The sequence below is a fragment of the Pararhizobium sp. LjRoot255 genome, from assembly GCF_964252905.1.
GTDB lineage: Bacteria > Pseudomonadota > Alphaproteobacteria > Rhizobiales > Rhizobiaceae > Pararhizobium.
Genome location: NZ_CAXUPQ020000001.1, coordinates 1,278,083 through 1,302,538, shown reverse-complemented (window position 1 = coordinate 1,302,538; position 24,456 = coordinate 1,278,083). Strand labels below are relative to the sequence as shown.

General features: G+C 62.2%; 23 protein-coding genes, 1 tRNA gene and 1 other RNA gene. 9 read left to right on the top strand and 16 right to left on the bottom strand.

The genetic code is table 11. The features are described from left to right. Window positions 1–82 precede the first annotated feature (82 nt). Both ACSQ2W_RS06495 and ACSQ2W_RS06490 read left to right on the top strand, forming a co-directional pair. The gene (locus ACSQ2W_RS06495) at window positions 83–1,483 is read left to right on the top strand and encodes an NfeD family protein (RefSeq protein WP_436087693.1); all 1,401 of its coding nucleotides are present in this window, start codon (window positions 83–85) and stop codon (window positions 1,481–1,483) included. After that, complete coding sequence (locus tag ACSQ2W_RS06490; protein ID WP_436085520.1) at window positions 1,480–2,253, top strand: slipin family protein; 774 nt, start codon at window positions 1,480–1,482, stop codon at window positions 2,251–2,253. Before ACSQ2W_RS06495 ends, ACSQ2W_RS06490 begins: the two co-directional genes overlap by 4 nt. A gap of 119 nt (window positions 2,254–2,372) precedes the next feature. Here ACSQ2W_RS06490 and ACSQ2W_RS06485 read toward each other — a convergent pair. Further along, window positions 2,373–2,459: transfer RNA gene (locus ACSQ2W_RS06485), tRNA-Leu, on the bottom strand. 139 nt (window positions 2,460–2,598) lie between these two features. After that, window positions 2,599–4,026 carry a phosphomannomutase gene (locus ACSQ2W_RS06480; RefSeq protein WP_436085519.1) on the bottom strand — a complete coding sequence of 476 codons (1,428 nt, stop codon included), beginning with the start codon at window positions 4,024–4,026 and terminating at the stop codon, window positions 2,599–2,601. A gap of 216 nt (window positions 4,027–4,242) precedes the next feature. Between ACSQ2W_RS06480 and ACSQ2W_RS06475 the strand changes: the two genes are divergently transcribed. Then, complete coding sequence (locus ACSQ2W_RS06475) at window positions 4,243–4,662, top strand: BA14K family protein (RefSeq protein ID WP_436085518.1); 420 nt, start codon at window positions 4,243–4,245, stop codon at window positions 4,660–4,662. 58 nt (window positions 4,663–4,720) lie between these two features. On the opposite strand, the gene ACSQ2W_RS06470 is transcribed toward ACSQ2W_RS06475, so the two are convergent. Further along, on the bottom strand, window positions 4,721–5,092 hold the full coding sequence (locus tag ACSQ2W_RS06470) for a YqaA family protein (RefSeq protein ID WP_436087692.1): 372 nt from the start codon (window positions 5,090–5,092) through the stop codon (window positions 4,721–4,723). Window positions 5,093–5,162: 70 nt separating this feature from the next. Next, window positions 5,163–5,444, bottom strand: coding sequence for a SelT/SelW/SelH family protein (locus tag ACSQ2W_RS06465; protein WP_436079365.1), 282 nt, complete (start codon window positions 5,442–5,444; stop codon window positions 5,163–5,165). A gap of 186 nt (window positions 5,445–5,630) precedes the next feature. Here ACSQ2W_RS06465 and ACSQ2W_RS06460 point away from each other — a divergent pair, with 186 nt between their 5' ends. Continuing rightward, a complete protein-coding gene (locus ACSQ2W_RS06460; protein ID WP_436085517.1) occupies window positions 5,631–6,080 on the top strand; it encodes a DoxX family protein in 450 nt (149 codons plus the stop codon). Window positions 6,081–6,247: 167 nt separating this feature from the next. Here ACSQ2W_RS06460 and infB read toward each other — a convergent pair whose 3' ends face one another. The 4 genes from infB to rimP form a co-directional block, all read right to left on the bottom strand. Next, window positions 6,248–8,938, bottom strand: coding sequence for a translation initiation factor IF-2 (infB, locus tag ACSQ2W_RS06455; RefSeq protein WP_436085516.1), 2,691 nt, complete (start codon window positions 8,936–8,938; stop codon window positions 6,248–6,250). Window positions 8,939–9,043: 105 nt separating this feature from the next. Next, a complete protein-coding gene (locus tag ACSQ2W_RS06450; RefSeq protein WP_436085515.1) occupies window positions 9,044–9,730 on the bottom strand; it encodes an RNA-binding protein in 687 nt (228 codons plus the stop codon). A 32-nt stretch (window positions 9,731–9,762) separates the two neighbouring features. Further along, a complete protein-coding gene (gene nusA, locus ACSQ2W_RS06445; protein WP_436085514.1) occupies window positions 9,763–11,370 on the bottom strand; it encodes a transcription termination factor NusA in 1,608 nt (535 codons plus the stop codon). A gap of 57 nt (window positions 11,371–11,427) precedes the next feature. Next, window positions 11,428–12,075 carry a ribosome maturation factor RimP gene (gene rimP / locus ACSQ2W_RS06440; RefSeq protein ID WP_436085513.1) on the bottom strand — a complete coding sequence of 216 codons (648 nt, stop codon included), beginning with the start codon at window positions 12,073–12,075 and terminating at the stop codon, window positions 11,428–11,430. Window positions 12,076–12,341: 266 nt separating this feature from the next. Here rimP and ACSQ2W_RS06435 point away from each other — a divergent pair, with 266 nt between their 5' ends. Beyond that, window positions 12,342–13,970 (top strand): MFS transporter, encoded by a 1,629-nt coding sequence (locus tag ACSQ2W_RS06435; protein ID WP_436085512.1) that lies wholly within the window; start codon window positions 12,342–12,344, stop codon window positions 13,968–13,970. A gap of 19 nt (window positions 13,971–13,989) precedes the next feature. Here the strand turns inward: ACSQ2W_RS06435 and ACSQ2W_RS06430 are convergent, their stop codons facing one another. After that, a complete protein-coding gene (locus tag ACSQ2W_RS06430) occupies window positions 13,990–15,261 on the bottom strand; it encodes a lytic murein transglycosylase (RefSeq protein WP_436085511.1) in 1,272 nt (423 codons plus the stop codon). Window positions 15,262–15,434: 173 nt separating this feature from the next. Next, entirely contained in the window at window positions 15,435–16,040 is a 606-nt protein-coding gene (gene recR / locus ACSQ2W_RS06425) for a recombination mediator RecR (RefSeq protein WP_113007638.1), read from the bottom strand. 58 nt (window positions 16,041–16,098) lie between these two features. Here recR and ACSQ2W_RS06420 point away from each other — a divergent pair, with 58 nt between their 5' ends. Next, complete coding sequence (locus ACSQ2W_RS06420; protein WP_436085510.1) at window positions 16,099–16,713, top strand: MOSC domain-containing protein; 615 nt, start codon at window positions 16,099–16,101, stop codon at window positions 16,711–16,713. Between the two features lie 61 nt (window positions 16,714–16,774). Here ACSQ2W_RS06420 and ACSQ2W_RS06415 read toward each other — a convergent pair whose 3' ends face one another. From ACSQ2W_RS06415 to ffs, 3 genes are all read right to left on the bottom strand, one after another. Next, window positions 16,775–17,098, bottom strand: a complete 324-nt coding sequence (locus ACSQ2W_RS06415; RefSeq protein ID WP_436079356.1) for a YbaB/EbfC family nucleoid-associated protein — start codon at window positions 17,096–17,098, stop codon at window positions 16,775–16,777. Window positions 17,099–17,137: 39 nt separating this feature from the next. Beyond that, complete coding sequence (locus ACSQ2W_RS06410) at window positions 17,138–19,015, bottom strand: DNA polymerase III subunit gamma/tau (protein WP_436085509.1); 1,878 nt, start codon at window positions 19,013–19,015, stop codon at window positions 17,138–17,140. A gap of 51 nt (window positions 19,016–19,066) precedes the next feature. Then, an RNA gene (gene ffs / locus ACSQ2W_RS06405) (signal recognition particle sRNA small type) lies at window positions 19,067–19,164 on the bottom strand. 103 nt (window positions 19,165–19,267) lie between these two features. Between ffs and ACSQ2W_RS06400 the strand changes: the two genes are divergently transcribed. Together ACSQ2W_RS06400 and nudC are read left to right on the top strand one after the other, a co-directional pair. Then, entirely contained in the window at window positions 19,268–19,672 is a 405-nt protein-coding gene (locus ACSQ2W_RS06400) for an HIT domain-containing protein (RefSeq protein ID WP_436085508.1), read from the top strand. A gap of 2 nt (window positions 19,673–19,674) precedes the next feature. After that, window positions 19,675–20,649 (top strand): NAD(+) diphosphatase, encoded by a 975-nt coding sequence (nudC, locus tag ACSQ2W_RS06395; protein ID WP_436085507.1) that lies wholly within the window; start codon window positions 19,675–19,677, stop codon window positions 20,647–20,649. Window positions 20,650–20,712: 63 nt separating this feature from the next. Here the strand turns inward: nudC and ACSQ2W_RS06390 are convergent, their stop codons facing one another. The 3 genes from ACSQ2W_RS06390 to ACSQ2W_RS06380 form a co-directional block, all read right to left on the bottom strand. After that, window positions 20,713–21,792 (bottom strand): porin, encoded by a 1,080-nt coding sequence (locus ACSQ2W_RS06390; RefSeq protein ID WP_436085506.1) that lies wholly within the window; start codon window positions 21,790–21,792, stop codon window positions 20,713–20,715. A 197-nt stretch (window positions 21,793–21,989) separates the two neighbouring features. Beyond that, window positions 21,990–22,844, bottom strand: coding sequence for a prephenate dehydratase (locus ACSQ2W_RS06385; RefSeq protein ID WP_436085505.1), 855 nt, complete (start codon window positions 22,842–22,844; stop codon window positions 21,990–21,992). A 12-nt stretch (window positions 22,845–22,856) separates the two neighbouring features. Next, on the bottom strand, window positions 22,857–23,609 hold the full coding sequence (locus tag ACSQ2W_RS06380) for a 3-deoxy-manno-octulosonate cytidylyltransferase (RefSeq protein WP_436085504.1): 753 nt from the start codon (window positions 23,607–23,609) through the stop codon (window positions 22,857–22,859). 156 nt (window positions 23,610–23,765) lie between these two features. Between ACSQ2W_RS06380 and ACSQ2W_RS06375 the strand changes: the two genes are divergently transcribed. After that, complete coding sequence (locus tag ACSQ2W_RS06375; RefSeq protein ID WP_436085503.1) at window positions 23,766–24,410, top strand: c-type cytochrome; 645 nt, start codon at window positions 23,766–23,768, stop codon at window positions 24,408–24,410. The last annotated feature ends 46 nt before the right edge of the window (window positions 24,411–24,456 follow it).

The window sequence follows — 24,456 nt, the reverse complement described above, 5'->3', positions numbered from 1 at the left end:
CATGAGCGGGTAGCCAAGAAGCTCCTGCCTTATCTTTTGGCGATTCTGGCGTATATTTAAAATTATGAACATTTATCGGCTGATGGTGCGACCCCGGAGGTTTTGCCAACAGGCAAGCCGAATCTTCGCTCTCGCACTCATCTTGGGCTTGGCATCCCTGTTTTCCGTCGCACCGACAGCGGGTTCGGAGCGCGTCGCCCTGCTGCTGCGATTGAATGGCGCCGTGAGCCCGGCGTCGGCCGACTATGTGAAACGTGGTCTTGAGCTTGCCAACGAACGCGAGGTGACGCTGGTCGTTCTGCAAATGGACACACCCGGCGGCCTCGATACGTCGATGCGGGAAGTCATTCGCGCAATCCTTGCCTCGTCCGTACCCGTCGCGAGTTTCGTGGCCCCGAGTGGTGCACGTGCGGCAAGCGCCGGCACTTACATTTTATATGCCAGCCATATCGCGGCCATGGCGCCAGGCACCAATTTGGGTGCGGCAACGCCTATTGCCCTCGGTGGGAGCGGATTCGACAGTGACGATGACCGCGACGGCAAGGAAAAACAGCCGCGCAACGCCGCAGAGGCCAAAGCCGTGAACGATGCGGCTGCCTATCTTCGGGGGCTGGCTGAGCTTCGCAATCGCAATGCCAACTGGGCAGAACGGGCGGTGCGTGACGCCGCAAGCCTTTCGTCGATCGCTGCCGAACGTGAAAAAGTCATCGATTTCATCGCAACCACTGTTGATGATCTCATGGCGCAAGCCAACGGCCGTACGGTACGAGTAGGAGAGAGAGACATACGCCTCGATACAACCGGTCTCATCGTCCAGAACATCGAGCCTGACTGGCGGACGCGCCTGCTTTCGGTCATTGCCGATCCGAACGTGGCACTCATCCTGATGATCATCGGTATTTATGGCTTGATTTTCGAGTTTCTTACACCCGGGGCGGTGATACCTGGAACGGTCGGCGGCATCAGTCTTTTGCTCGGCCTTTACGCTTTGGCCATGCTGCCGGTAAGCTACGCGGGTGTCGGCCTCATCGCCCTTGCTGGCGCTCTGTTCGTTGCGGAAGCGCATACGCCGACGTTCGGCGTCCTCGGCCTCGGTGGTGCCGTCGCGCTCGTTCTAGGTGCCACGTTTCTCTTCGATACGGATGTGCCGGATTTTGAAGTGAGCTGGCGAGTCCTGGTAGGCGTCGGCATTTCCGGCCTCGCCTTCAGCCTCATTGTTGCTCGACTTGCATTCACCGCGCGCCGGCACGTTGTCGTGACGGGTGCGGAGCAGATGATCGGCATTTCCGGCAAAGTTTCCGATTGGGCGGACACCACCGGCTACATCGTCGCCCACGGAGAGCGCTGGAGGGCCATCTCCGCCGAACGGCTCACAGCCGGAGACGATGTGACGGTCATCGCTCGAGAGGGGCTAACGCTTGAGGTTGCCCGCAAACCGCCAAGGGATCAGCGGGCTCTGGAAGGCAGGGAGAAAAGCGCATGACCATGTTTGGAGATTTTATCTTCTATTTCGCCGCGATCATCCTATTGCTGGTCATCCTCGCGAGCGCGATCAAGATCCTGCGCGAGTATGACCGCGCGGTTGTTTTCACACTTGGCCGATTCACCGGTGTGAAGGGCCCCGGATTGATCCTGCTCGTTCCTTACGTGCAGCAGATGGTGCGGGTCGATTTGCGGACGCGTGTTCTCGATGTACCCAGCCAGGACGTCATATCTCATGACAACGTTTCGGTTCGCGTCAGTGCGGTGATTTATTTCAGGGTCATCGATCCCGAAAAGTCGACGATTCAGGTCGAGGATTTCATGGCAGCCACGAGCCAGCTTGCCCAGACGACGCTGCGCTCGGTACTCGGCAAGCACGATCTCGATGAGATGCTCGCGGAACGTGACCGGCTCAACGAGGATATCCAGAGAATGCTCGACACCCAAACTGACGCGTGGGGTATCAAAGTCGCCAACGTCGAGATCAAACATGTCGACATCAACGAATCCATGATCCGTGCGATCGCTCGCCAGGCGGAGGCCGAACGCGAGCGCCGCGCAAAAGTCATCAATGCAGAGGGCGAGCAGCAGGCTGCGGCGAAGCTGGTGGAAGCGGCCGAAATCTTGGCAAAGCAGCCGCTGGCCATGCAGTTGCGCTACCTAAGCGCGTTGAACGTCATTGCCGGAGAAAAGAACTCAACGATAATATTCCCCTTCCCGATGGAGCTCGTTCATCTCCTGGCCGCCAGGACGGACACACCAACCAAATGACAGATGACCAGGGTCGGCCTGCAGTCCGCAGGCCTCGACCATAACAAACACTGTTACAGCTGAGACAAAGTCGGGAAGAAATATCAGTACCTGAAGATAATCAAGTACTTAAAATGGAATGGTGCCCAGAAGAGGACTCGAACCTCCACACCCTTGCGAGTACCAGCACCTGAAGCTGGCGCGTCTACCAATTCCGCCATCTGGGCGACGGACCGGCATGTAAGGGGCTCACGCTTTGGTGTCAACAGGGTTTTTGAAGTTTTCTTGAAAACCCTGCTGAAAAGTCGAACAAAGGCTTGGATTACAAGGGTTTTCGGCCGAAATGAATTTGCATGATAACCTGCCTCATCCCTGCGGCCGGGCGAAAGCGCGGATACGGTCGAGGCCTTGTTCGAGCAGCGCCTGCGCCTGCTCGGCAGTTTCCGCCTCGACATAGCAGCGCATCTCCGGAGCATTGCCGGACGGACGGAAGTGGATGACGCGGCCGTCAGTGAGCGTGACCCGCAATCCGTCGATGTCGCTGATGCTTTCCGGTGTGCCGATCGGCTCGAGGAATTGCGCCAGATTGTCCCGGCCACCGCGCAGATAGGCCATGAGCGCAGCACTGGTCTCAAGCGGAAAATTCTCGATCCGGTCGCTCAGCGCCACCGGCAGCGCGTAATCGGCGGCGAGCGCCGAGAGAGCCTTGCCTGCGCGCACGGCACGGGCGAGCACGGCCAGCGCCGGCAGGAAGCTGTCGCGCGTCGGCAGGGCCTTGAGCACGGTGCCGTTGAGCGTGAAATCCGTGGCGGTCAGCGTGCCGCCATTGGCCTCGAAGCCCGCGACGCCCGTCTGACCCTGGTGCACGGCCTCCAGCATGCCTTCGATGACGAAGGGCGAGCCGACGCGGGTACGCCGGATGGAAATGCCCGGTTGACGCTCGAGGCCCGAATTGGAGGTGACGGGCGTGACGGCAACAGCCGCGCCGGCAAACTGGGCGGCGATCAGTCCGATGAGGTCGCCGCGTAGCGGCAGGCCGGTTTCGTCGCTGACCAGCGGCCGGTCACCATCGCCATCGGCGGAGACGATGGCATCGAGGCCATGTTCGGCGGTCCAGGCCTTGAGCAGATCGATCGTCGCGGGAGAAACGGCTTCGGTGTCGACGGGGATGAAGGTCCCGGAGCGGCCGAGCGGCACGACCTCGGCGCCATAGTGCGAGAGGACATCGACAAAAAGGTCGCGGGCGACGGTGCTGTGCTGATAAACACCGACCTTCAGGCTGGATAGCGCCCCGGTGGGCAGGATATTTGTGTTGCGGGCAAGGAAGAGGGCCTTCGCCTCCTCTGAATGGTCTTCCGCATTGCCCGGCGTGGCATCGACGGGAGCGGCCTGCACCTTGACTGCCTCGGCGCTGATTGCCTCTTCGTCGCTCTTGGCGATCTCGCCGTCGGGCCGGTAGAACTTGATGCCGTTGCGGTCGGCGGGGATGTGCGAGCCGGTGATCATCAGCCCGGCCGCGCCCTTTTCAAGACCGTACAGCGCCAGCGCCGGCGTCGGCACCGTGCCGCAATCGAGGACTGCGAGGCCAGCACGCGAGAGCGCGCCGGCGCAGATGGCCGAGATCGCCGGGCTCGAATCGCGAAAATCCCGGCCGAGAAGGATCGGATCGCCGGGTTTGGCCTGGCCGGACGACAGCAGATAGCGTGCAAACGCGGTTGCGTAGATGGCTGCGGGAGGGCCGTTCAGGTCGATGGAGAGGCCGCGCAGGCCGCTGGTTCCGAATTTCAAGCTCAATCTATCCTCCGTCTGGTGACAGGATTTTGATAACGGGGCGAGTGACTTACAGGAAATATTGGCGCATTCTACCCAGTTGGAAGGGGCGAGACGTCGAAAGACGCTGAATTGCAGTCGGGCCAACGGGCGAAGCACGAATAAACAAAAATACTGACCGTTATATTGAAACAGGGACACCAACCGAAGCAAACCCTTTTGGGAGAAATGAGGAAACAAATGGCGGGATTTCGAAATTTCGTTATTGGCTGCGCGTTGAGCGCCGCGTCCATCATGACACCTGTGGCTTCCGCGCAGGCGATTCCGCTTGCCGTTCCGGATGTGACGATCGATCGTCAGCAGATGGATGTGCAGTACCGCCGTGACTATGGCGGCTCGTACCGTGACTACCGGCCTTATTATGGCGACCGTCGCTATCGGCCCTACTACGGCTACCGGCCGTACCGGCCTTACTACCGGCGGCCCAATGTCGAGGTCTACATCGCGCCCCGGCCGTATTACCGCGATCGCTATGTCCGCCGTGGATATAGCGCGCACGTAAACTGGTGCCTGCAGCGGTATCGCTCCTACAATCCGGCGACCAACCGGTTCGTGAGCTATGGCGGCGTCTACAGGATCTGCTATTCGCCCTATCGTTGAGCGTGCGCTCGTTTGATCGACGGCGGGGTAAAAATCCCCGCCGTTTTGTTTGGAAAGCTCATCTGGCGATGACGTCCCAGAGCCAAAGCAGCACGGCATAGCGTGCCGCCTTGCCGATCGTCACATAGGCGAGAAAAATGGCAAAAGGCGTTCGCAGCAGCCCAGCCGCAAGCGTCAGCGGATCGCCGATCACCGGCAGCCAGGAAAACAGCAGAACAGGCCGGCCATAGCGGCAAAACAGTGCCTCGGCCTTGCGCCGGTTCGCCGGGCTGACGGGAAACCAGCGGCGACCTTCGAAGCGCAGCAGAGAACGTCCGAGCGCGAAATTGACAGCCGCGCCAAGCACGTTGCCGGCGGTCGCGGCAAGAAAGAGCTGAAAGGGCTGGGCGTCCGGCTGCGTGGCCGCGACAACGAGAGCTGCCTCGGACACGCCCACCAGCAGCGTCGCGGACAGGAAGGCGGCGCTGAAAACAGAGAAAAGCAGGCCTGCCGTCAAAACGTCAGGTCCGGTCCGTGTGACCGAGGTCACGCTCCGGTTCGATCACGTCGCGCACACGCTGCTTCAACTCCTTCGGTCCGGGAAAACCGCCGTCGCGCTTGCGCTCCCAGATCAGCGTCTCACCAACACGGATTTCGAAATTGCCCCCGGTGCCGGGAACGAGCGCCACTTCGCCGAGGCTGTCGCCGAAGGTGGAGAGCAGTTCCTGCGCCATCCAGGCGGCGCGCAGCAGCCAGTTGCATTGGGTGCAGTAGAGAATGGTGATGCGCGGCTTTTCGCTCATGTCGGTGTCCGTATCGATTTCCGTGGCCGCAACTTAGCCGCCGGGGGCATTGGCCGCAATCGCGAGATCAAGAATGGCTCACGAAATTGTCAACTGAATTTATCATGTTTTTATGCGGCATGCCTTGATCGTCGCAATTTCCGCGGCAAGAGACTGTTGCGTTGCGAAAATTCATCAGGAGTCAACATGACCGACATTTCATCCACCCGGCCGCCAGCCATGCTGCCCGCCCTGCAGCGGTTGTACCTGCCGTTCGATACGACGGCCGAAACGCTGCTGCGTGTTGTCGCAGGCGTCCTTCTCGTCACCCATGGTTACGGCAAGATCATCAATCCCTTCGGCGCCGTCGGCATGGTCGAGGGGCTTGGCTTCTATCCCGGCGTCTTGTGGTCGCCGCTCCTGTCGGCAACCGAATTCTTCGGCGGCATCCTGGTCACGATTGGCCTGTTCACCCGGCCCGCTTCCTTTGCGGCGATGATCGTGCTTTTGGTGACAGTCTATTTCCACGGCGTCGTGACCGGTGAGGGGCTCGCCGGCGCGGAAAAATCGATCCTCTGGGCTGCGATCTTTTTCTTCTTCGCGATCCGCGGATCGAACGCCCAGTCTGTCGATGCCAAGATCGGCAAACAGGTCTGATCGGCTGATACAACCGAAAAGACCGGCTTACAGGCCCGGAAGGTGGTTTTGCCTCTTTCCGGGCTTTTGTTTTGCAAGCAAGTCAGAGGGTGCCGATACTACCGCCGCACAGCAAAATGGCGGCCGAGGCCGCCATTCTGGATGGTGTCGTTTCAGCCCGGAAGCAATTACAGCGTGCGGGTGATGTGCTCGACGCGGAAGCACTCGATCGTGTCTCCGGCGCGGATGTCCTCGTAGTTCTCGAAGGCCATGCCGCATTCCTGGCCCATCGGCACTTCGGAGACTTCGTCCTTGAAGCGCTTGAGCGTCTTGAGCTTGCCTTCGTGGATGACGACGTTGTCGCGAACCAGGCGAACACCGGCGCCACGCTCGACCTTGCCTTCGATGACGCGGCAACCCGCGACCTTGCCGGTCTTGGTGATGTTGAACACCTCCAGGATTTCGGCATTGCCGAGGAAGGTTTCGCGGCGTTCCGGCGAGAGCAGGCCCGACATCGCTGCCTTCACGTCATCCACCAGATCGTAGATGATGTTGTAGTAGCGGATTTCGATACCGGCACGCTCAGCCGCGGTGCGCGCCTGTGCGTTGGCACGGACGTTGAAGCCGATGATCGCGGCATTCGAGGCTTCTGCCAGCGAGATGTCGGACTCGGTGATGCCGCCGGCACCAGAATGCACGATGCGCGCGCGGACTTCATCGGTCCCGAGCTTGTCGAGAGCACCGGCAATGGCTTCGATAGAGCCCTGCACGTCGCCCTTGATGACCAGAGGGAATTCCTTCAGGCCGGTATTCTGCAGCGTCATCATCATCTGCTCGAGCGAACCGCGCTGGCCGGATGCACGGGCAACGGCCTTGTCGCGGGTCAGCCGCTGACGGTACTCGGAGATTTCGCGGGCACGGCTTTCGTTCTCAACGACAGCGAACTTGTCGCCCGCCTGCGGCGTGCCGGAAAGACCGAGGATCTCCACAGGCATCGACGGCGGCGCTTCCTTGACGTGTTCGCCCTTGTCGTTGACGAGTGCGCGCACGCGGCCCCATTGGTCGCCGGCAACGATGATCTGGCCCGGCTTCAGCGTACCCTTGTGAACGAGAACGGTGGCAACCGCACCGCGGCCGCGATCGAGCTGGGCTTCGACGACGGTGCCTTCTGCCGTGCGGTCCGCATCGGCGCGCAGATCGAGGATTTCAGCCTGGAGCAGGATGGCTTCGAGCAGCTTGTCGAGGCCGAGGCCTGTCTTTGCCGACACCTCGACGTCGAGAACTTCACCGCCCATGGTTTCCACGAACACTTCATGCTGCAGCAGTTGGTTGCGAACCTTCTGCGGATCGGCTTCGTGCTTGTCGATCTTGTTGATCGCCACGATGATCGGAACGCCGGCAGCCTTTGCGTGGCTGATCGATTCGATCGTCTGCGGCATGACGCTGTCGTCGGCGGCAACCACGAGGATCGCGATATCCGTCGCCTGGGCGCCACGGGCACGCATCGCAGTGAACGCGGCGTGGCCGGGAGTGTCGATGAAGGTGATCTTGTTGCCATTCTGCTCGACCTGATAGGCGCCGATATGCTGGGTGATGCCACCGGCTTCGCCCGATACGACGTGGGTCTTGCGGATGGCGTCGAGCAGCGAGGTCTTGCCGTGGTCGACGTGACCCATGATGGTTACGATCGGCGGGCGCGGCAGCATTTCGCCGGTATCGGCCGCATCGAAGAGACCTTCTTCAACGTCGGATTCCGAAACGCGCTTGACGGTATGGCCGAATTCGCTGGCGATGAGTTCGGCAAGGTCGGCGTCGATGACGTCGCCCGGCTTCATCATCTGGCCTTCCTTCATCAGGTACTTGATCACGTCGACGGCCCGTTCGGACATACGCTGCGACAGTTCCTGAATGGTGATGGTTTCCGGCAAAATCACTTCGCGCATCACCTTTTCGCGGGTTTCCTGCATCTGGCTGCGACGGAACTTCTCCTGACGGCGGCGCATGGCAGCCATCGAGCGGCCGCGCGGATTACCCTCGTCGTCGAGAGCAGCCGTCAGCGTCAGCTTGCCCTTGCGGCGCTCTTCTTCCGTCTTTGGACGGGCAGGCGCCTTGGCAGGCTCCGGACGAACGACCTTGCCGCGCACCGGTGCGGTGGCGCCACGGTTCGGACGGTTCTCTTCTTCTTCGGCTTCCGGCTTGCGGGCGCGCAGGCCGACCGGCGGTGTAACCGCTGGCGTCGTCGCAGGCTTGACGGCCTGCGCGCGTGCCCGGTCTTCGGCCTTGCGGGCTTCGACGGCGGCCGCTTCTGCTTCAGCGGCCTTCGCCGCTTCGGCTGCGGCCCTGTCTGCCTCGCGTTCGGCGGGCGAGCGGGCAGCCTCTTCGGCGGCGCGGCGGGCTGCTTCTTCCTGCTCCAGCTTCAGACGAGCGGCTTCCTCGGCCTGGCGGGCAGCCTCTTCGGCAGCGCGGCGCTTGGCGTCTTCCGCGTCGCGAAGTTGCGCTTCTGCCAAAGCGCGGCGTCGCGCATCGATCTCGCCGGCGGAGAGCTGGTTGAGGACCACGCCGACGCGCGGACGGTTATTGTCCGGCTGGCGATTGTCCTGGCGCGGCTGCTGGCCCTGAGGACCAGAGCGCGACGGCTGCTGCACCGGAGCCGGGCGCTGCTCGGCGACCCGCGGCACAGGGGCAGGTGCTGTGATCGCAACAACCGGCTTTTCGTCTTCGGGCCGATGCGGCCGCCGCTTGCGCGTTTCGACCACGACCGCCTTCGTCCGGCCGCGACCCATGTCCTGCCGAACAGTTCCCTGACTGACCCCGGAGGGCTTCAGGGTCAGCGTCTTCTTGGCTCCGCCGAATGTCTTGTCGTCGTTGTTGTCGGTCATTCCGTTCCGTTTCCTAAGATCAGGGCCGGATGCGTATCACCAGACCCCGTCGTTCGATTTCATATCTACAATCGCAGTTTGGCCGGCCTTCGCCGGTGACCCGCGTCATTGTGTCGGCAAGCCAGTTTCGGCGCCGACGGCTCGGACCGGGACGGTTCCCCGGTACCTTTCGAGCATGTTTGCGCGCTTCACTACACCCTCACCCGCCTGCCCTGCAAGCGCGCAAGCATGGATAAAAGCATTCTGGCCCAAAAGCCCGTCCATTTCCGCTTCGGTGAAGAAGCGGAAGGAGGGTATTTCCTGTCCGTCATCGGCGACAAAGCTCATCGCCTTGCGCGCCTGGTCGATCTTGCGGACGCCGTCGGCGGCCGCGTCGACCGCGTGGAACGTGGCGAGCGCCGCCATGCCGCGCACCGCCTGCTCCACCTTCGAGGCGCCGCTGATGAACTGTCCGGCCTTGCGCGCCATGTTCATCATGCCGGCGAGCTGCAGCGACAAAAGCCGGTCCACCTCGTCGGCGAGCTCCGGCCCGGCCGTCACATCGGCCTTCTTCAGGCCGCGGGCAAACAGCTTCTTGGCGATTGCCTTTTCCAGTACGGTCCGTTCGGCGCTAACCCAGCAGCCGCGGCCCGGCAGCTGTTTCTTCAGGTCGGGCACCACCCGGCCATCGGGGCCAGCGACAAAGCGGATCAGCGTTTCCGGCGTTCCGCTCTGCCGTGTCACGATGCACATGCGGCCGTTCACTGCTTCACCTTCGATGTCCCCGGCGGGGTCTTTGTCTTCAAGCAGCATCAGCGGCCCGGATCACGATCAGCGACGCCCGGTCAGGCGTCCTGTTCCGCGCCTTCCACGGTTTCGAGCGCTTCTTCTTCGCGTGCGAGATCTTCTTCGGTGATCCAGCCGGCAGCGAGACGCGCCTGCAGGACCATACGCTCGGCTTCGATCCGCGAGACTTCAAGCTTGGAGAACAGGCCTTCGAACTTCTTCGTCTCGCCGTCCTTGCGTTCGGACCAGCCGACGAGGTCGTCGGCGGCGCAGCCGGCAAAGTCTTCCATCGTCTTGATGCCGTCTTCGCCGAGCGCCACCAGCATCTGGCCGGTCATGCCGTCGATCGTTCGCAGTTCGTCGGAAACGCCGAGTTCCTTGCGCTTGGCATCCATTTCCGCTTCCAGGCGCTCGAGATATTCGCGGGCGCGCGTCTGCAGCTCGCTTGCGGTGTCTTCGTCGAAACCGTCGATCGAGGCGATTTCGTCGAGTTCCACATAGGCCAGTTCCTCGACGGCGGCGAAGCCTTCCGAAGCCAGAACCTGGCCGACCATTTCGTCTACGTCGAGCGCTTCCATGAACAGGTTGGTCCGCTCGTTGAATTCCTTCTGACGGCGCTCGGATTCTTCCGCTTCCGTCATGATGTCGATGTCCCAGCCGGTCAGCTGCGAGGCGAGGCGAACGTTCTGGCCACGGCGGCCGATGGCGAGCGACAGCTGCTCGTCCGGAACCACGACTTCGATGCGCTCCGCGTCCTCGTCAAGAACGACCTTGGCCACTTCGGCCGGTTGCAGCGCGTTGACGATGAACGACGCCGGATCCTGGCTCCACGGAATGATGTCGATCTTTTCACCCTGCAGTTCGGCGACGACGGCCTGAACGCGCGAACCGCGCATACCGACGCAGGCGCCGACCGGATCGATCGAACTATCGTTCGAGATCACGGCGATCTTGGCGCGCGAGCCGGGGTCGCGGGCAACCGAGCGAATCTGGATGATGCCGTCGTAGATTTCCGGAACTTCCATGGTGAACAGCTTCACCATGAACTGCGGATGGGTACGCGACAGGAAGATCTGCGGGCCGCGCTGTTCGCGACGCACATCATAGACGTATGAGCGGACGCGATCGCCATAGCGCATGTTCTCGCGCGGGATCATTTCGTCACGGCGGATGATGCCCTCGCCACGGCCGAGGTCGACGATGACGTTGCCGTATTCGACGCGCTTGACCGTGCCGTTGACGATCTCGCCGATGCGATCCTTGAATTCGTCGAACTGGCGGTCACGCTCGGCTTCGCGCACCTTCTGGACGATGACCTGCTTGGCGGACTGGGCGGCGATGCGGCCGAAATCCATCGGCGGCAGCGGATCGGCGATGAAATCGCCGATCTTGGCGTCCGGGTTGCGGTCACGCGCCAGTTCGAGCGGGATCTGCGTGGAATAGTCCTCGGCAGCCTCGACCACTTCGAGTAGGCGCTGAAGGCGGATCTCACCGGTCTTGGAATTGATGTCGGCGCGGATGTTGCTCTCCGAACCATAGCGCGAGCGCGCCGCCTTCTGGATCGCGTCGGCCATGGCGGCCAGGACGATTTCGCGGTCGATCACCTTTTCGCGCGCGACGGCATCCGCGATCTGCAGAAGTTCGAGCCGGTTAGCACTCACTGCCATTTTCAAGTCTCCGTCTGATTGCCGGGGCTTCATCCTGAAGCGTCCCGCGCCATAAACTCATTCGATCGGCGAATCTTCGTCTTCGAAGTTTTCGTTCGCCGCTATCCCATGTGCGTCTTGGCCATGTGCAGCTTGGGCCGCCTTGGCCTTCTTGTCCGCCGCCAGCGCATCGCGGATCAGGTCGTCCGTCAGGATCAGCCGGCCTTCGGCCAGCGCCGTGAACGGGATGGTAACCCGCGGCTCTTCGCCATAGGCCGGCTGGTCGCGCTCGATGGTGAAACCCTCATCGTCGGCCGCAACGATCTTGCCCCGAAAACGCTTGCGATTGTCGACCAGGATCGAGGTCTCGCACTTGATCAGATGGCCGGCCCAGCGGCTGAAATCCGACTTGCGCACCATCGGCCGGTCGATGCCGGGCGACGACACTTCCAGATGATACGCCTTGTCGACCGGATCTTCCACATCGAGAACCGGAGAAATCGCCGTCGAGATGGCTTCGCAATCCTGCACCGTCATCGTGCCGTCGGTCCGCTCGGCCATGATCTGCAGCGTCGCGCCGTTCTGCGAGGTCAGGCGAACCCGCACCAGTTGGTATCCCATCGGAACGAGCACCGGCTCGATGATGTCGGCGATGCGGCGGTCGATTCCGGTTTCGGTGATCAGCCGCGGTTCCTGCGTGTTTTCTGTCGTTGTCGTGTCGGACAAACGATGCTCTCCCAAACTATCGGCTAATAAAAAAGAGCGGGTCCTGACGGGCCCACTCTTCATCAACCGATCAAGAATTTGAGCGTCATATACGCTTGATCATCCGCAAATGCAAGATATGCCGAGCTCGCCCGGTAAAACCGCTGTATCGCAGCTCGAGTGGCAAAATCCTGCCGGTGGTTGTGCTTTTGCTTGCCCGGCAAATGTTCTGGCCTAGATTGGGCGTCACAAAGACTCCAGAACAAGACAGGGTGGGGGGACAGCGCGTGCCGCATCGACTATCGCCATTGGCGCCGTTCAGGCACGACACCTTCCGCATCATCTGGGTAGCGAGCCTCGCCTCCAACTTCGGTGGCCTCGTCCAGGCCGTCGGCGCCGCCTGGATGATGACGTCGATCACGGATTCGGTGAACATGGTGGCGCTGGTGCAGGCCTCGACGTCGCTGCCGATCATGCTGTTTTCGCTCGTCTCCGGCGCGCTCGCCGACAATTTCGACCGGCGCCGGATCATGCTGATCGCCCAGTGTTTCATGCTGGCCGTCTCGGCGCTTCTGACGGTCTGCACCTATTTCGGCCTTGTCACACCCTGGCTGCTCCTGCTCTTCACCTTCCTGATCGGCTGCGGCACGGCGCTCAACAATCCCTCCTGGCAGGCTTCCGTCGGCGACATGGTGCCGCGCGACGTGCTGCCCGCCGCCGTGGCGCTGAACAGCATGGGCTTCAACATTACCCGCTCCGTCGGCCCGGCGATCGGCGGCGCCATCGTCGCGGCCGCCGGCGCTGCCGCGGCCTTCGCCGCCAATACGCTGAGCTATTTCGCGCTTCTCTTCGCGCTCATCCGCTGGCGCCGCGAAGTGACGCTCTCGACGCTGCCGCGCGAATCGATGGGGCGGGCGATTTCCGCCGGCCTGCGCTATGTCGCGATGTCGCCCAATATCGGCAAGGTGCTGTTCCGCGGCTTCGTCTTCGGCCTGTCGGCCAGCGCCATCCTTGCGCTCCTGCCGCTGGTCGCCCGCGATCTCGTTGCCGGCGGCCCGCTCACCTATGGCATCATGCTCGGCGCCTTCGGCCTCGGTGCCATCGGCGGGGCGCTGCTCAGCGCCCGTCTGCGGGAGCGTCTGTCGAGCGAGTGGATCGTGCGCATCGCCTTTGCCGGTTTTGCCGTCAGCACTCTCGTCACCGCGTCCAGCCCCTATGGCTGGCTGACCAGCCTTGCGCTTCTTCTCTCGGGCGCCGGCTGGGTTCTGGCGCTATCGCTGTTCAATACGACGGTGCAGCTCTCGACCCCGCGCTGGGTCGTCGGCCGGGCGCTATCGCTTTATCAGACGACCACCTTTGGCGGCATTGCCGCGGGCAGCTGGATGTGGGGGCAGGCGGCGGAGACCTATGGCCCGGCCAATGCGCTGATCGCTTCGGCTGCGCTGATGGTCGTCGGCGCCGCTATCGGCGTGAGATTGCCGCTGCCGGAATTCCAATCGCTCAATCTCGATCCGCTCAACCGTTTCTCGGAGCCGCTCCTGAAGCTCGATCTCAAGCCGCGCAGCGGGCCGATCGTCGTGATGATCGACTACGATATCGCCGACGGTGACGTGCCGGACTTCCTGACCGCCATGGCCGAACGCCGCCGCATCCGCATCCGCGATGGTGCCGGGCAATGGGGGTTGATGCGGGATCTGGAGAACCCGACGGTGTGGACCGAGACCTATCACGTGCCGACGTGGGTGGAATATGTCCGCCACAACCAGCGACGAACGCAGGCCGACGCGGAAATCGGCGACCGGCTCTTGGAACTGCATCGCGGCGAGACGCCGCCGCGCGTTCATCGGATGATCGAACGCCAGACCATCCTTCCCTACGACTACGAGCGCTACAAGCAGCAGATGGACATGCATTGACGCACGGCGCTGCGTCTGCTCAGCGCAGCTTTGCCTTCAACCCCGCATCCGGAAAACACGTCGGTGCCAGGCCGTTCTTCGCCTGCCAGTCGCCCAGCGAGCGGCGGGTCTTGTAGCCGGCAAGGCCGTCGGCCTTGCCGATATCATAGCCCTGCGCCTGCAGGTTCTTCTGCATCTTCAAGACGTCCGAGCGCAGCATCTTGCCGACGTCGCCGAACTGGCCCCTGAAGGCGCCGGCACCGGATGAAATCCGGTCGGCGAGATTGCCGATGAACAGCGCATAGAGGTCGGAGTTGTTGTATTCCTTGATCACGTAAAAATTCGGCGTGACGATGAATTCCGGCCCATGGCGGCCGGCCGGCACCAGCATCATGCCGCTGGCCTTGGTTTCGTCGGCCGGAAAGGCCTTTCCGGAAACCCGTTCGATGCCGTTCGAGGCCCATTGCGCGATCGGTTTTGCGAGGTCCGGCCCTTCCTGGGCACAGGAGACCTTGGCGGGGATGCTCACCTCGAAGCCCCAGTCGCGGCCACGCTGCCAGCCCTTTTCCGACAGATAATGGGCGATCGAGCCGAGCACGTCCGGCACCGAGTTCCAGATGTCTCGCCGCCCGTCGCCGTCGAAATCGACGGCGTATTTCAGAAAACTGGTCGGCAGGAATTGTGGCTGGCCCATTGCGCCGGCCCAGGAACCCTTCATTTCGGCCTCACGCACATCGCCGCTGTCGAGGATATGAAGGGCCGCGATCAGTTCACGGCGGAAGAGATCGCCGCGCGTTGACATGAAGGCCTTGGTCGCCAGCACGTCCATGATCGGATGCGGGATCTTCGCACCGCCGAAACCGGATTCGCGGCCCCATATGGCGAGCACGACCGGTCCCGGCACGCCATAGGTCTTCTCGATCCGCCTGATGGTTGCGGCATGGGTCTTGGCAAGGCTGCGGCCGGATGCCGCGAGTCCTTGCAGCCGCTCCTCCGAGAAATAGGCGCCGGGCGAGGAAAATTCCGCCTGGCTCTGTTTCTGCTCGCTCGGCGGCTTGGTGCCTGGCGGCACGAGGTCCGGCAGGTTCCAGCTCAGCGTCACGCCGGCAAAGGCGGCGTTGAAGGATTTTTCCGAAATGCCGGCCTTCGCAGCTTCCGGCCAGAGGTCGGTCTGCAGCCACTGGCGGAACTGCGCCTCGGTCTCGGCTTTCGAGGCGGCCAGGGCGGGGGAAGAAAAGAGCGTCAGCAGAGCGAGGATCGCCGCGGCCAAAGTTTGCCGCGTCTTACCCCCCTCTGTCGGCTTTGCCGACATCTCCCCCTCAAGGGGGGAGATTGTTCTTTTCCCTTGCTGGCTTCGTGCGAGGCTGCTCAGCATGTTGCTGAAGCGAAAGAGTGCCGCGGCCAATCTCCCCCCTTGAGGGGGAGATGTCACGGAGTGACAGAGGGGGGTGGGCACTCTCGGCACGAAGAAAGCCTGTTGCATTCTCAAATCACCGTCCTCGCCCGCAATGCCGCCGTCAGCGTGCCCTCGTCCAGATAGTCGAGCTCGCCGCCGACGGGGACGCCATGGGCCAACCGCGTGATCTTGACGTCAAGGCCGCCGAGCTGGTCGGTGATGTAATGGGCGGTCGTCTGGCCCTCGACGGTGGCATTGACGGCGATAATCAGTTCGCGCACGCCGCCCTTGCCGACGCGCTCGATCAGACCCTTGATGTTGAGGTCGTCGGGCCCGATGCCGTCGAGCGGCGAGAGCGTCCCGCCGAGCACGTGATAGGCGGTGTTCATGGCGCCTGCCCGCTCCAGCGCCCAGAGGTCGGAGACGTCCTCGACGACGATGATCACGGAATTGTCGCGCCGGTCGTCGGTGCAGACGCTGCAGGGATCACTGGTATCGACATTGCCGCAGCACGAGCAGATCCGAACCTTGGCATAGGCATCACCCATCGCGTCGGCGAGCGGGCCGAGCAGCTGTTCCTTCTTCTTGACCAGATGAAGGGCTGCGCGCCGGGCCGAGCGCGGCCCAAGCCCGGGCACCTTCGCCAGTAGCTGGATGAGTTTTTCGATTTCGGGGCCCGTGACTCGCTTTGCCATGCGGCGGTTCTACTCCATATCCGTGGGGAACGGAATCGCTGAAAAGAGGGTGTTGTCCATGAAAATCCTGGCCGTCTGCAGCGGCAGCGCGCAAATTCTGCCCGGAAGGTCCTACCGCACGGGCATCTTCAAACACCCGGTGGAGGCAGGAGTGATGGTCGATCGCGAAGGGTTGATCGGTGATGCCATCTGCAATCGCAAGCATCATGGCGGTGTCGATCAGGCGGTCTATGCCCTCGGCTCCATCGACCTCGACTGGTGGTCGAAGGAACTGGGGCGCGAGCTGGAGCCCGGCACCTTCGGCGAAAATCTCGCGATCGAAGGTGCCGATAGCCGCACAATCTCCGTCGGTGACCGCTTTGTGACAGATACCATCGAACTCGAAGTCACTTCGGCGCGCATTCCCTGCGCCACGTTCGCGGCACGGATGGAAGATCAGGCTTTCCCAAAGCGCTTTATCGCTGCCGGACGACCGGGCTTCTATTGCCGCGTGCTCAAGGATGGGGTGGTGAAGGCCGGTGACACCATCACCTACCACGCCTATTCCGGGGCGCCGGTCCTGATGCCGGAAATGCTTGAAACTTTCGGCCGGAATCTCTCCGACAAGGATCGCGACCGCTATCTCGCAGCGCCGATCCATTACAAGCTTCGTGCTGAGCTCAACGGCGCATAAACGTCCACAACCCTGCGACCGGCTTTTGCCTGGCCGTCACACGCCTATGTCGCCTTGCGGCCTAGAACGGCAGTTTCATGCCGGGCGGAATGGGCAGACCGGCGGTGAGCGCGCGGGTCTTTTCAGCGGTGATCGCCTCGGCCTTGTCCTTGCCGTCCTTGTGGGCGGCGACGATCAGGTCTTCGAGAATCTCGACATCGTCTTCCTTGAAGAGCGACGGGTCGATCTTGACGCCTTTCAGGTTGCCCTTGCCGTCCATGCGAACGGTGACCAGGCCGCCGCCGGAGGAGCCGTCGACTTCGAGCGCAGAAATCTCTTCCTGCATCTTCTCCATCTTGGCCTGCATTTCCTTGACCTTGCCCATCATGCCCATGATGTCGCGCATCGCCATGTCCTCTTCCTGTCTCGCGGTGATCTTGTAGACTTAGTGCTCGATATCGTCGCCGGGAAGGATATCGCCTTCTTCGGATTCGGCGGCGGCCACAGCCCCCGGCTCTTCCTCCGGTTCCGGCCCCTTTATCCTGACGTCGGCGATCTTTGCGCCGGGAAACCGTGCGATGATGGCGACGACGTCCGGGTCCTGCCGGGCGTCGTTGAATTGTCGCTCCTTTGTGGCCGCTTCGGCCTCCACGAGCGTCGGTTGGCCGGGCTCGCGGCTGAGGATCACCATCCAGCGGATGCCCGTCCAATCCTCCAGCTTTTTCTGAAGCTCGGCAACCAGCGTTTTCGGCGCATCCTCCGGCAGGTTGAGTTCCAGCCGCCCGGGCTCCAGATTGACGAGACGGACGAAATTACGCACCAGCGTCTTCAGCCTGATATCGCGGTTTGCGGCGCAGAGCTCTGCAATGTCGCCCGCTGATTTGACGGAGACCTTCGGTTCCGCTTTTGCTGAGGGGACTTCGGCCGGCTTTTCTTCCGTCTTGCCGACTGCCATTTCCGGTTGGGGTGCTGCGTTCGGCACGGCGCGCAGCATGGTCGCACCGTTTCCAGACGCGCGCTGCGCCGGCGGCACATCGCTGCCGCGGACCTGCATGGCGCTGCTCGCAAGGGAGGCCTGCGCCCCGCTGCCGTTGCTGCCGTTCGGCGCGGAAGGCTGCCGCGCGAGGTCGCCACCGGACAGTTCGAGCAGCCGGCGGGCCGCATCTTCCGGCGAGGGCAGGTGGGCGGCATGGGCAAGGCGGATCAATACCATTTCGGCGGCACCAGCCGGACGCGACGAGCTTTCCGTTTCCGGAATGCCCTTCAGCAGCATCTGCCAGATGCGCGACAGCGTCGTCACGGCGATGCTGGAGGAGAATTCGGCGCCGCGGGTACGCTCGATCTCACTCAGCGACTGGTCGTTGGCGGCATCCGGCACATATTTCAGCCGGGTGACGAGATGGGTGAAGTCGGCAAGATCGGTCAGCACCACGGACGGGGTGGCGCCCGCCTCGTACTGGCCGTTGAACTCCTCGAGCGCGGCCGCGACATCGCCTTTGACGATATGCTGGAACAGATCGACAATGCGGGCGCGATCGGCAAGTCCGAGCATCGAGCGCACGGCTTCGGCCTCGACCACGCCGCCGCCATGGGCGATCGCCTGGTCGAGCAGCGACAGGCCGTCGCGCGCCGAACCTTCCGCCGCGCGGGCGACCATGGCGAGCGCGTCGGGATCGGCCGAAATGCCTTCCTTGCCGAGAATGGTCGTGAACAGGCCGACGAGATCCGACGCGCCGATGCGGCGCAGGTCGAAGCGCTGGCAGCGCGACAGCACGGTGATCGGAACCTTGCGGATTTCGGTCGTCGCGAAAATGAACTTGACATGCTCCGGCGGCTCTTCGAGCGTCTTCAACAGGCCGTTGAAGGCCTGGGTCGAGAGCATGTGCACTTCGTCGATGATGTAGACCTTGTAGCGCGCCGAAACCGGGCGGTAGCGCACCTGCTCGATGATCTCGCGGATATCGTCGATACCGGTATGGGAGGCCGCGTCCATCTCGATGACGTCCACATGGCGGCCTTCCATGATCGCCTGGCAATGTTCGCCGGGGATACGCAGGTCGATGGTCGGGCTGTCGATTTCCGGTGTCTTGTAGTTCAGAGCGCGGGCAAGGATGCGGGCCGTCGTCGTCTTGCCGACGCCGCGCACGCCGGTCAGCATATAGGCCTGGGCGATGCGGCCGGTCTCGAACGCGTTGGTCAGCGTGCGCACCATCGGTTCCTGGCCGACCATCAGGTCGGAGAAATCCTTGGGGCGGTATTTGCGCGCGAGAACCCGGTAGGCGGCGGGTTTTTCAGATGTCGGGATCAATGTATCTTCGCTCATCGCCCCTGCCGCTTGGCTACAAGTCTGTCCAGACAGGACGGAAGAAAAAGGGTGGGAGGCTGGCACGATGACCCGTGCCGTGGCTCGTTGGGGCTGCTTCCTTCCGGACCTGACCCGGTTGGCGAGTGGCTCGTCCACCACCAACCTCCCGGCTCTCATATCGGCAATATCGAAACCAAATGCAAGCCAAGCCTTCAAAAAACTGCTATCTTTGTGCAAACAAAAGAAAAATCACCGATCCGGGAGATACGCTTGCCTGCCTTCGATATCGATGAACGCCTTGAACGCGATGGATTGCTGATCGTCACGCTTGGACTTTGCCAGCTTCGCATCAACAACGACCGCCGCTGGCCCTGGCTGGTGCTCATTCCGCAGCGCGACGGCGTGTCGGAAATCTTCGACCTGACGCCGCTCGACCAGGCGATGTTGACTTTCGAGACGAACATGGCCGCTTCGGCATTGAAAAAGGCGACGGGGGCGACGAAGATCAATGTCGGCGCGCTTGGCAATATCGTTCGCCAGCTTCACGTCCATGTCATCGCCCGCAGCGAGGGCGATGCCAATTGGCCGGGGCCGGTCTGGGGTTTCGGGACAGCCGAACCGTGGGGCGATGACGAGCGCAAGGCATTCGCAGCACGGATACTGGAAAATCTTTGATCATGACGAAATCGATCTTCGAACTGCACAGCCCGCATCCCGAGCCGAGCACGCTCGTTGCCTTCGCCGAAAACCACCTGGACCGGCAATCCGAACATCGGCCCGACGATTGCGTCGAAGTCGCCTTCCGCAAGGAGGGCGCGCATGTATACGCCTTTTCGGGCGGCAAGCTGGTCGTCAAGCACGATGAGAAGATCATCGATCCACTGTTTGCGCCCTATGAGCTGGCGGGACTGGAGCCCGAACTCGACGACGCGATCCTGCTCGGTTTCCTCGCCAATGGCGAGCCGCGGCTCGCCGTGCCGGTCGGCCTGACGGAGGAAACGCTGCCCGAACCGTTCAAGCTTGCCGATGGCCGCACGCTTTATCGCCAGCAGATGCTGCCCGACGAACTGCTCGGCCAGTTTGCGCAGGCCTCGAGCCTGATCAGCTGGAATGCTGCGAACCGCTTCTGCGGCAAATGCGGCTCGGCGATGGAAGGCAAGGCCGGCGGCTACCGCCGTGTCTGCACTGCCTGCGGTCACATGGTGTTTCCGCGCACCGATCCGGTCGTCATCATGCTGACCATCGATGTCGAGCGCGACCTCTGCCTGCTCGGCCGCAGCCCGCATTTTCCGGAAGGCATGTATTCCTGCCTGGCAGGTTTCGTCGAGCCCGGGGAGACGATCGAGAATGCCGTGCGGCGCGAAACCCACGAGGAATCCGGCATCCGCGTCGGCCGCGTCCGCTACCATGCCTCGCAGCCCTGGCCGATGCCGCACACGCTGATGATCGGCTGCTATGCCGAAGCCCAGTCCCGCGATATCCATCGCGACGAGCAGGAGCTGGAGGATTGCCGCTGGTTTACCCGCGAGGAGACGGCCGCGATGCTTGCCCGCAATACCGGCGTGACGCTGGCTGACGGCGAGCTCGGGCCGCCGCCGAAGGGCGCCATCGCCCACCAGCTGATGCGCGACTGGCTGGACTGGCCGCGATAAACGAAAATCGGCGACCGCTGGGAGGCGGACGCCGATGTGTTTTCTTGCCCAGGTGGTTTCCGCTTAGAAATTGCGTTGGACGCGCAGGATGCCGCCGAAGGCCTCGCCGTTGCCGCGCTCGCCGCCGAAATCGGTATAGTTGAGTTCCGGCTGCACCATAAGGCCAGGGACCACCGCGTATTCGATATTCAACGCCGCCGCCAGGGTTCCATCTTCTTCGTAGGCAAGCTGGCCATTCAGGGATGTCTTGTCGTTCAGCGTAGCGGAGAAGCCGCCCCAGGCCGCCCAGTCGCCATACCAGGGGCCATAGTAGTTCCGCTGACGGCTACCGCCCGGACCTTTGTCGTTGTCCCAATCCGACTGATAGCCGCCCATCAGGAAGACCGAAAACGTTTCGTTGAACTTGACGTCGACGCGCACCTTGCCGCCAAAGGCATCGGCGTAGGTGTCATAGCCACCGACGGCCGCGATGCCGCCCCAGTCCTGTTCGTATTTCACGCCGCCGAGAATAAACGGAGCATCGCCGCCGCTGTAGGAAGCAGATGGCACCGGCGCAAATCCGGTATCGTAGTCGCCTGAACCCTCTTCCAGGCCGATCAGGGCCGAAAAGCCGTTGCCGCCTTCGTAAGTGTAGCTGACCTGGTTCGTGCGATCGCCGGTGTAGTCGATGACATCGTCGTTGATGACATTGCCGGCCGAATCCAGCCAGGTATCGAACTGCGAGTCGGCATAACCGGCGCGAAAGCCACCAAGCTCGATATAGGCAGCATTGATATAGGTCGAGCCGCTATCGGCGGATGCCTGGCTGCGCAACTCGATAAAGGAGCGCAGCGTGCCGTATTCCGTATCGTTACGCGCGTCGAGCCTGATGGTTCCGCGCGCAAACCCTGCCCAGCCTATATCGTCGCCGCTGTAGGGGTCGTCGCCGAAGCTCTGTTCGGATCGCACGTAGCCGCTGATATTCAGGCAGGTTTCCGTGCCGGGGATGTAGAAAAAGAAAGAGTCCCCCACTTTGTATGCGTCGCAGACGCGAACATATTCCATGGGTTCGGGTTCCGCAGCGACGATCGCGTCCGCTGCACGGGCGCCCGTTACGACCGCCAATGCAGCCGCCGAGCCGAGGAGGAGGGTCTTGATTGTCATAGGCTAACCTTTGTGGCGCGTGCCTTTGGAAGGCGGCATGCGCATGAAGTGTTGTTGGACATGATGATGGCGCATCGTCGAAGCAATACGAGCATTCTGCGTCAAACAAACCGCTGAGGGTCCTCCGCAAAATAACCATCTTCCGGCCACAAAGGATAGCCGTCAGTTTTGGCCCTTTAAATTTGGCCGAAGCGTTCCTATAGGACGAGCCGCATCGGATGCGCCGCATAGGAGCCGAGAATGCGGACCTTCTCGGAAAAGTACCGCAACTCGTCCAAGGCCTGGCGCACGTGCGGATCGTCCGGATGGCCTTCGATATCGGCGTAGAACTGGGTTGCGATGAACTTGCCGCCGAGCTGGTAGCTCTCGAGCTTCGTCATGTTGATGCCATTCGTCGCAAAGCCACCGAGTGCCTTGTAGAGAGCGGCGGGAATGTTGCGAACGTTGAAGACGAAGGTCGTGACGATGACGTCCTTCTCCGCCTGCCGCTTGATCTCCTTTGCGTCGCGCGAGAGGACGACGAATCGCGTGACGTTGTTTTCCGTGTCCTCGACGTTCTCCGCGATGATCTCGAGCTTGTAGAGATCGGCCGCGAGCCTCGGCGCAAGGGCTGCCATCGACCGGTCGCCTTTTTCCGCCACCAGCTTGGCAGCGCCGGCGGTATCGCCGGCCACCACCGGCTTCCAGCCGTTGGCCCGGACGATCATGCGGCACTGGCCGAGCGCATGGATATGGCTGTGCACCGTGCGGATCTCGTCGCGAGACACGCCCGGCAGCACCATCAGCTGGAAACGGATCGGCATGAAATATTCGCCGACGATGTGCAGCCGTGATTCGGGCAGCAGGTGATGGATGTCGGCGACGCGGCCGGCGATGGTGTTTTCGATCGGGATCATCGCCAGATCGGCCTCGCCGTTCTCCACGGCGAGAAACGCGTCCTCGAAGGTCTGGCAGGGCAGCGGCTCCATGTCCGGGAACATGTCGCGGCAAGCCATGTCGGAGTTGGCGCCATAGTCGCCCTGGAAGGAGATGCGGTTGGTCTTGGTGATCATCGCGGGTTCCGATCAGGCTTTTGCGGAAAGAAGGCGCCGGGCTTTTTCAAGGTCGGCCGGCGTATCGACGCCGAGCGGAATGGATTTGACGATTTCGGCGTCGATGCGGATGCCGGCTTCGAGCGCGCGCAACTGCTCCAGCGATTCGCGCTTTTCCAGCGTCGAGGGCGGCAGCGACACGAACTTTTCCAGCGCAGTACGCCGATAGGCATAAAGGCCGATATGGTGATAGAGCGGCCCCTGGCCATGCGGCGCGGTGGCGCGGGTAAAATAAAGCGCCCTCAGCCGCGTCTCCGAGAGCGGCGAGCCGACGACCTTGACGACATTCGGATTGAGCTTCTCTTCCTCGTCCTCGATCTCCACGGTCAGCGTGGCGATATCGACTTCCGGGTTTTCCAGCGGCCTGAGTGCTGCGCGGATCGTCTCCGGCTCGATCGTCGGCAGATCGCCCTGGACATTGATGACGATCTCCACCTTGCCTTCGGGATCGCTCTTCAGAAGCGCTTCATAAATGCGGTCGGAACCGGACTGGTGATCCACCCGGGTCATCACCGCCTCGAAGCCGGCAGCGGTCACCGCATCGAACGTGTCCTGATGATCGACGGCGACGACGATCCGTCCGGCTTGAGCGTCTTTCGCCCGCAAGGCGACCTGGACGATCATAGGGAGGCCGCAAATGTCGGCGAGCGGCTTGCCTGGAAGGCGCGTCGAGGCCATGCGGGCAGGAATGAGAATGAGGGTTTTGTCCAAATTGTCGCTGTTCATGCCTGGGCCTTCAAAACGCGCCGGAAAAGTGTCAAAAGGTCTCAGTCCGGAGCTTATAATGTCTGTTGCAACGCAAAGCCAAAAGACATAGGTTCCGCGCGATTTCAAGATAGGCCGGCGTTTTGTTTGCGCCGGTTGCAAGGGGAGCGTTTGCAGATGAACTCATATGTGAACATGGGCGTGGGTGCCTTTCTTGGTACGGTCTTTGTTTTGATGTCCGTATCGATCGCGTCGGAAGGCATTTTCCATTCGGAAGCTCCCGAGAAGGAAGGTTTCGCCATCATCGCCGAGGAAGGCGCGTCGGAAGCCGGCGCCGGCGGCGCGGCAGAAGCCGAAGTCGATATCAAGCCGCTGCTCGCATCGGCGGATCCGGCTGCCGGCGCCACCGTCTTCAAGAAATGCGCGAGCTGTCACACCGCGGAAAAGGGTGGGGCGAACAAGGTCGGCCCGAATCTCTGGGGCGTTGTCGGGCGCCCGATCGCCTCGCACGAGGGCTTCAGCTACTCGGCCGGGATGAAGACTTTCGCCGAAGCCAACAAGACCTGGAGCTACGACCATCTGAGCTTCTTCATCGAAGCGCCGAAGAAGCATGTTCCGGGCACGGCTATGGGCTTCGCCGGTGTCAAGAAGCCGGAAGAACGCGCCAACCTGATTGCCTGGCTGCGCGAACAGGCCGATGCGCCTGTGGCACTGCCTGACGCATCGGCTGCCACGACGCCAGCCGCTGAAGGTGAAGCTGCAAAGCCTGCTGCTGAAGGCGAGGCAACGAAGCCTGCGACGGAAACCGCACCGGCTCAATAAACCTTGCGTCCATCGATAGATTAAACAAAGCCTGGCCGTGTGCCGG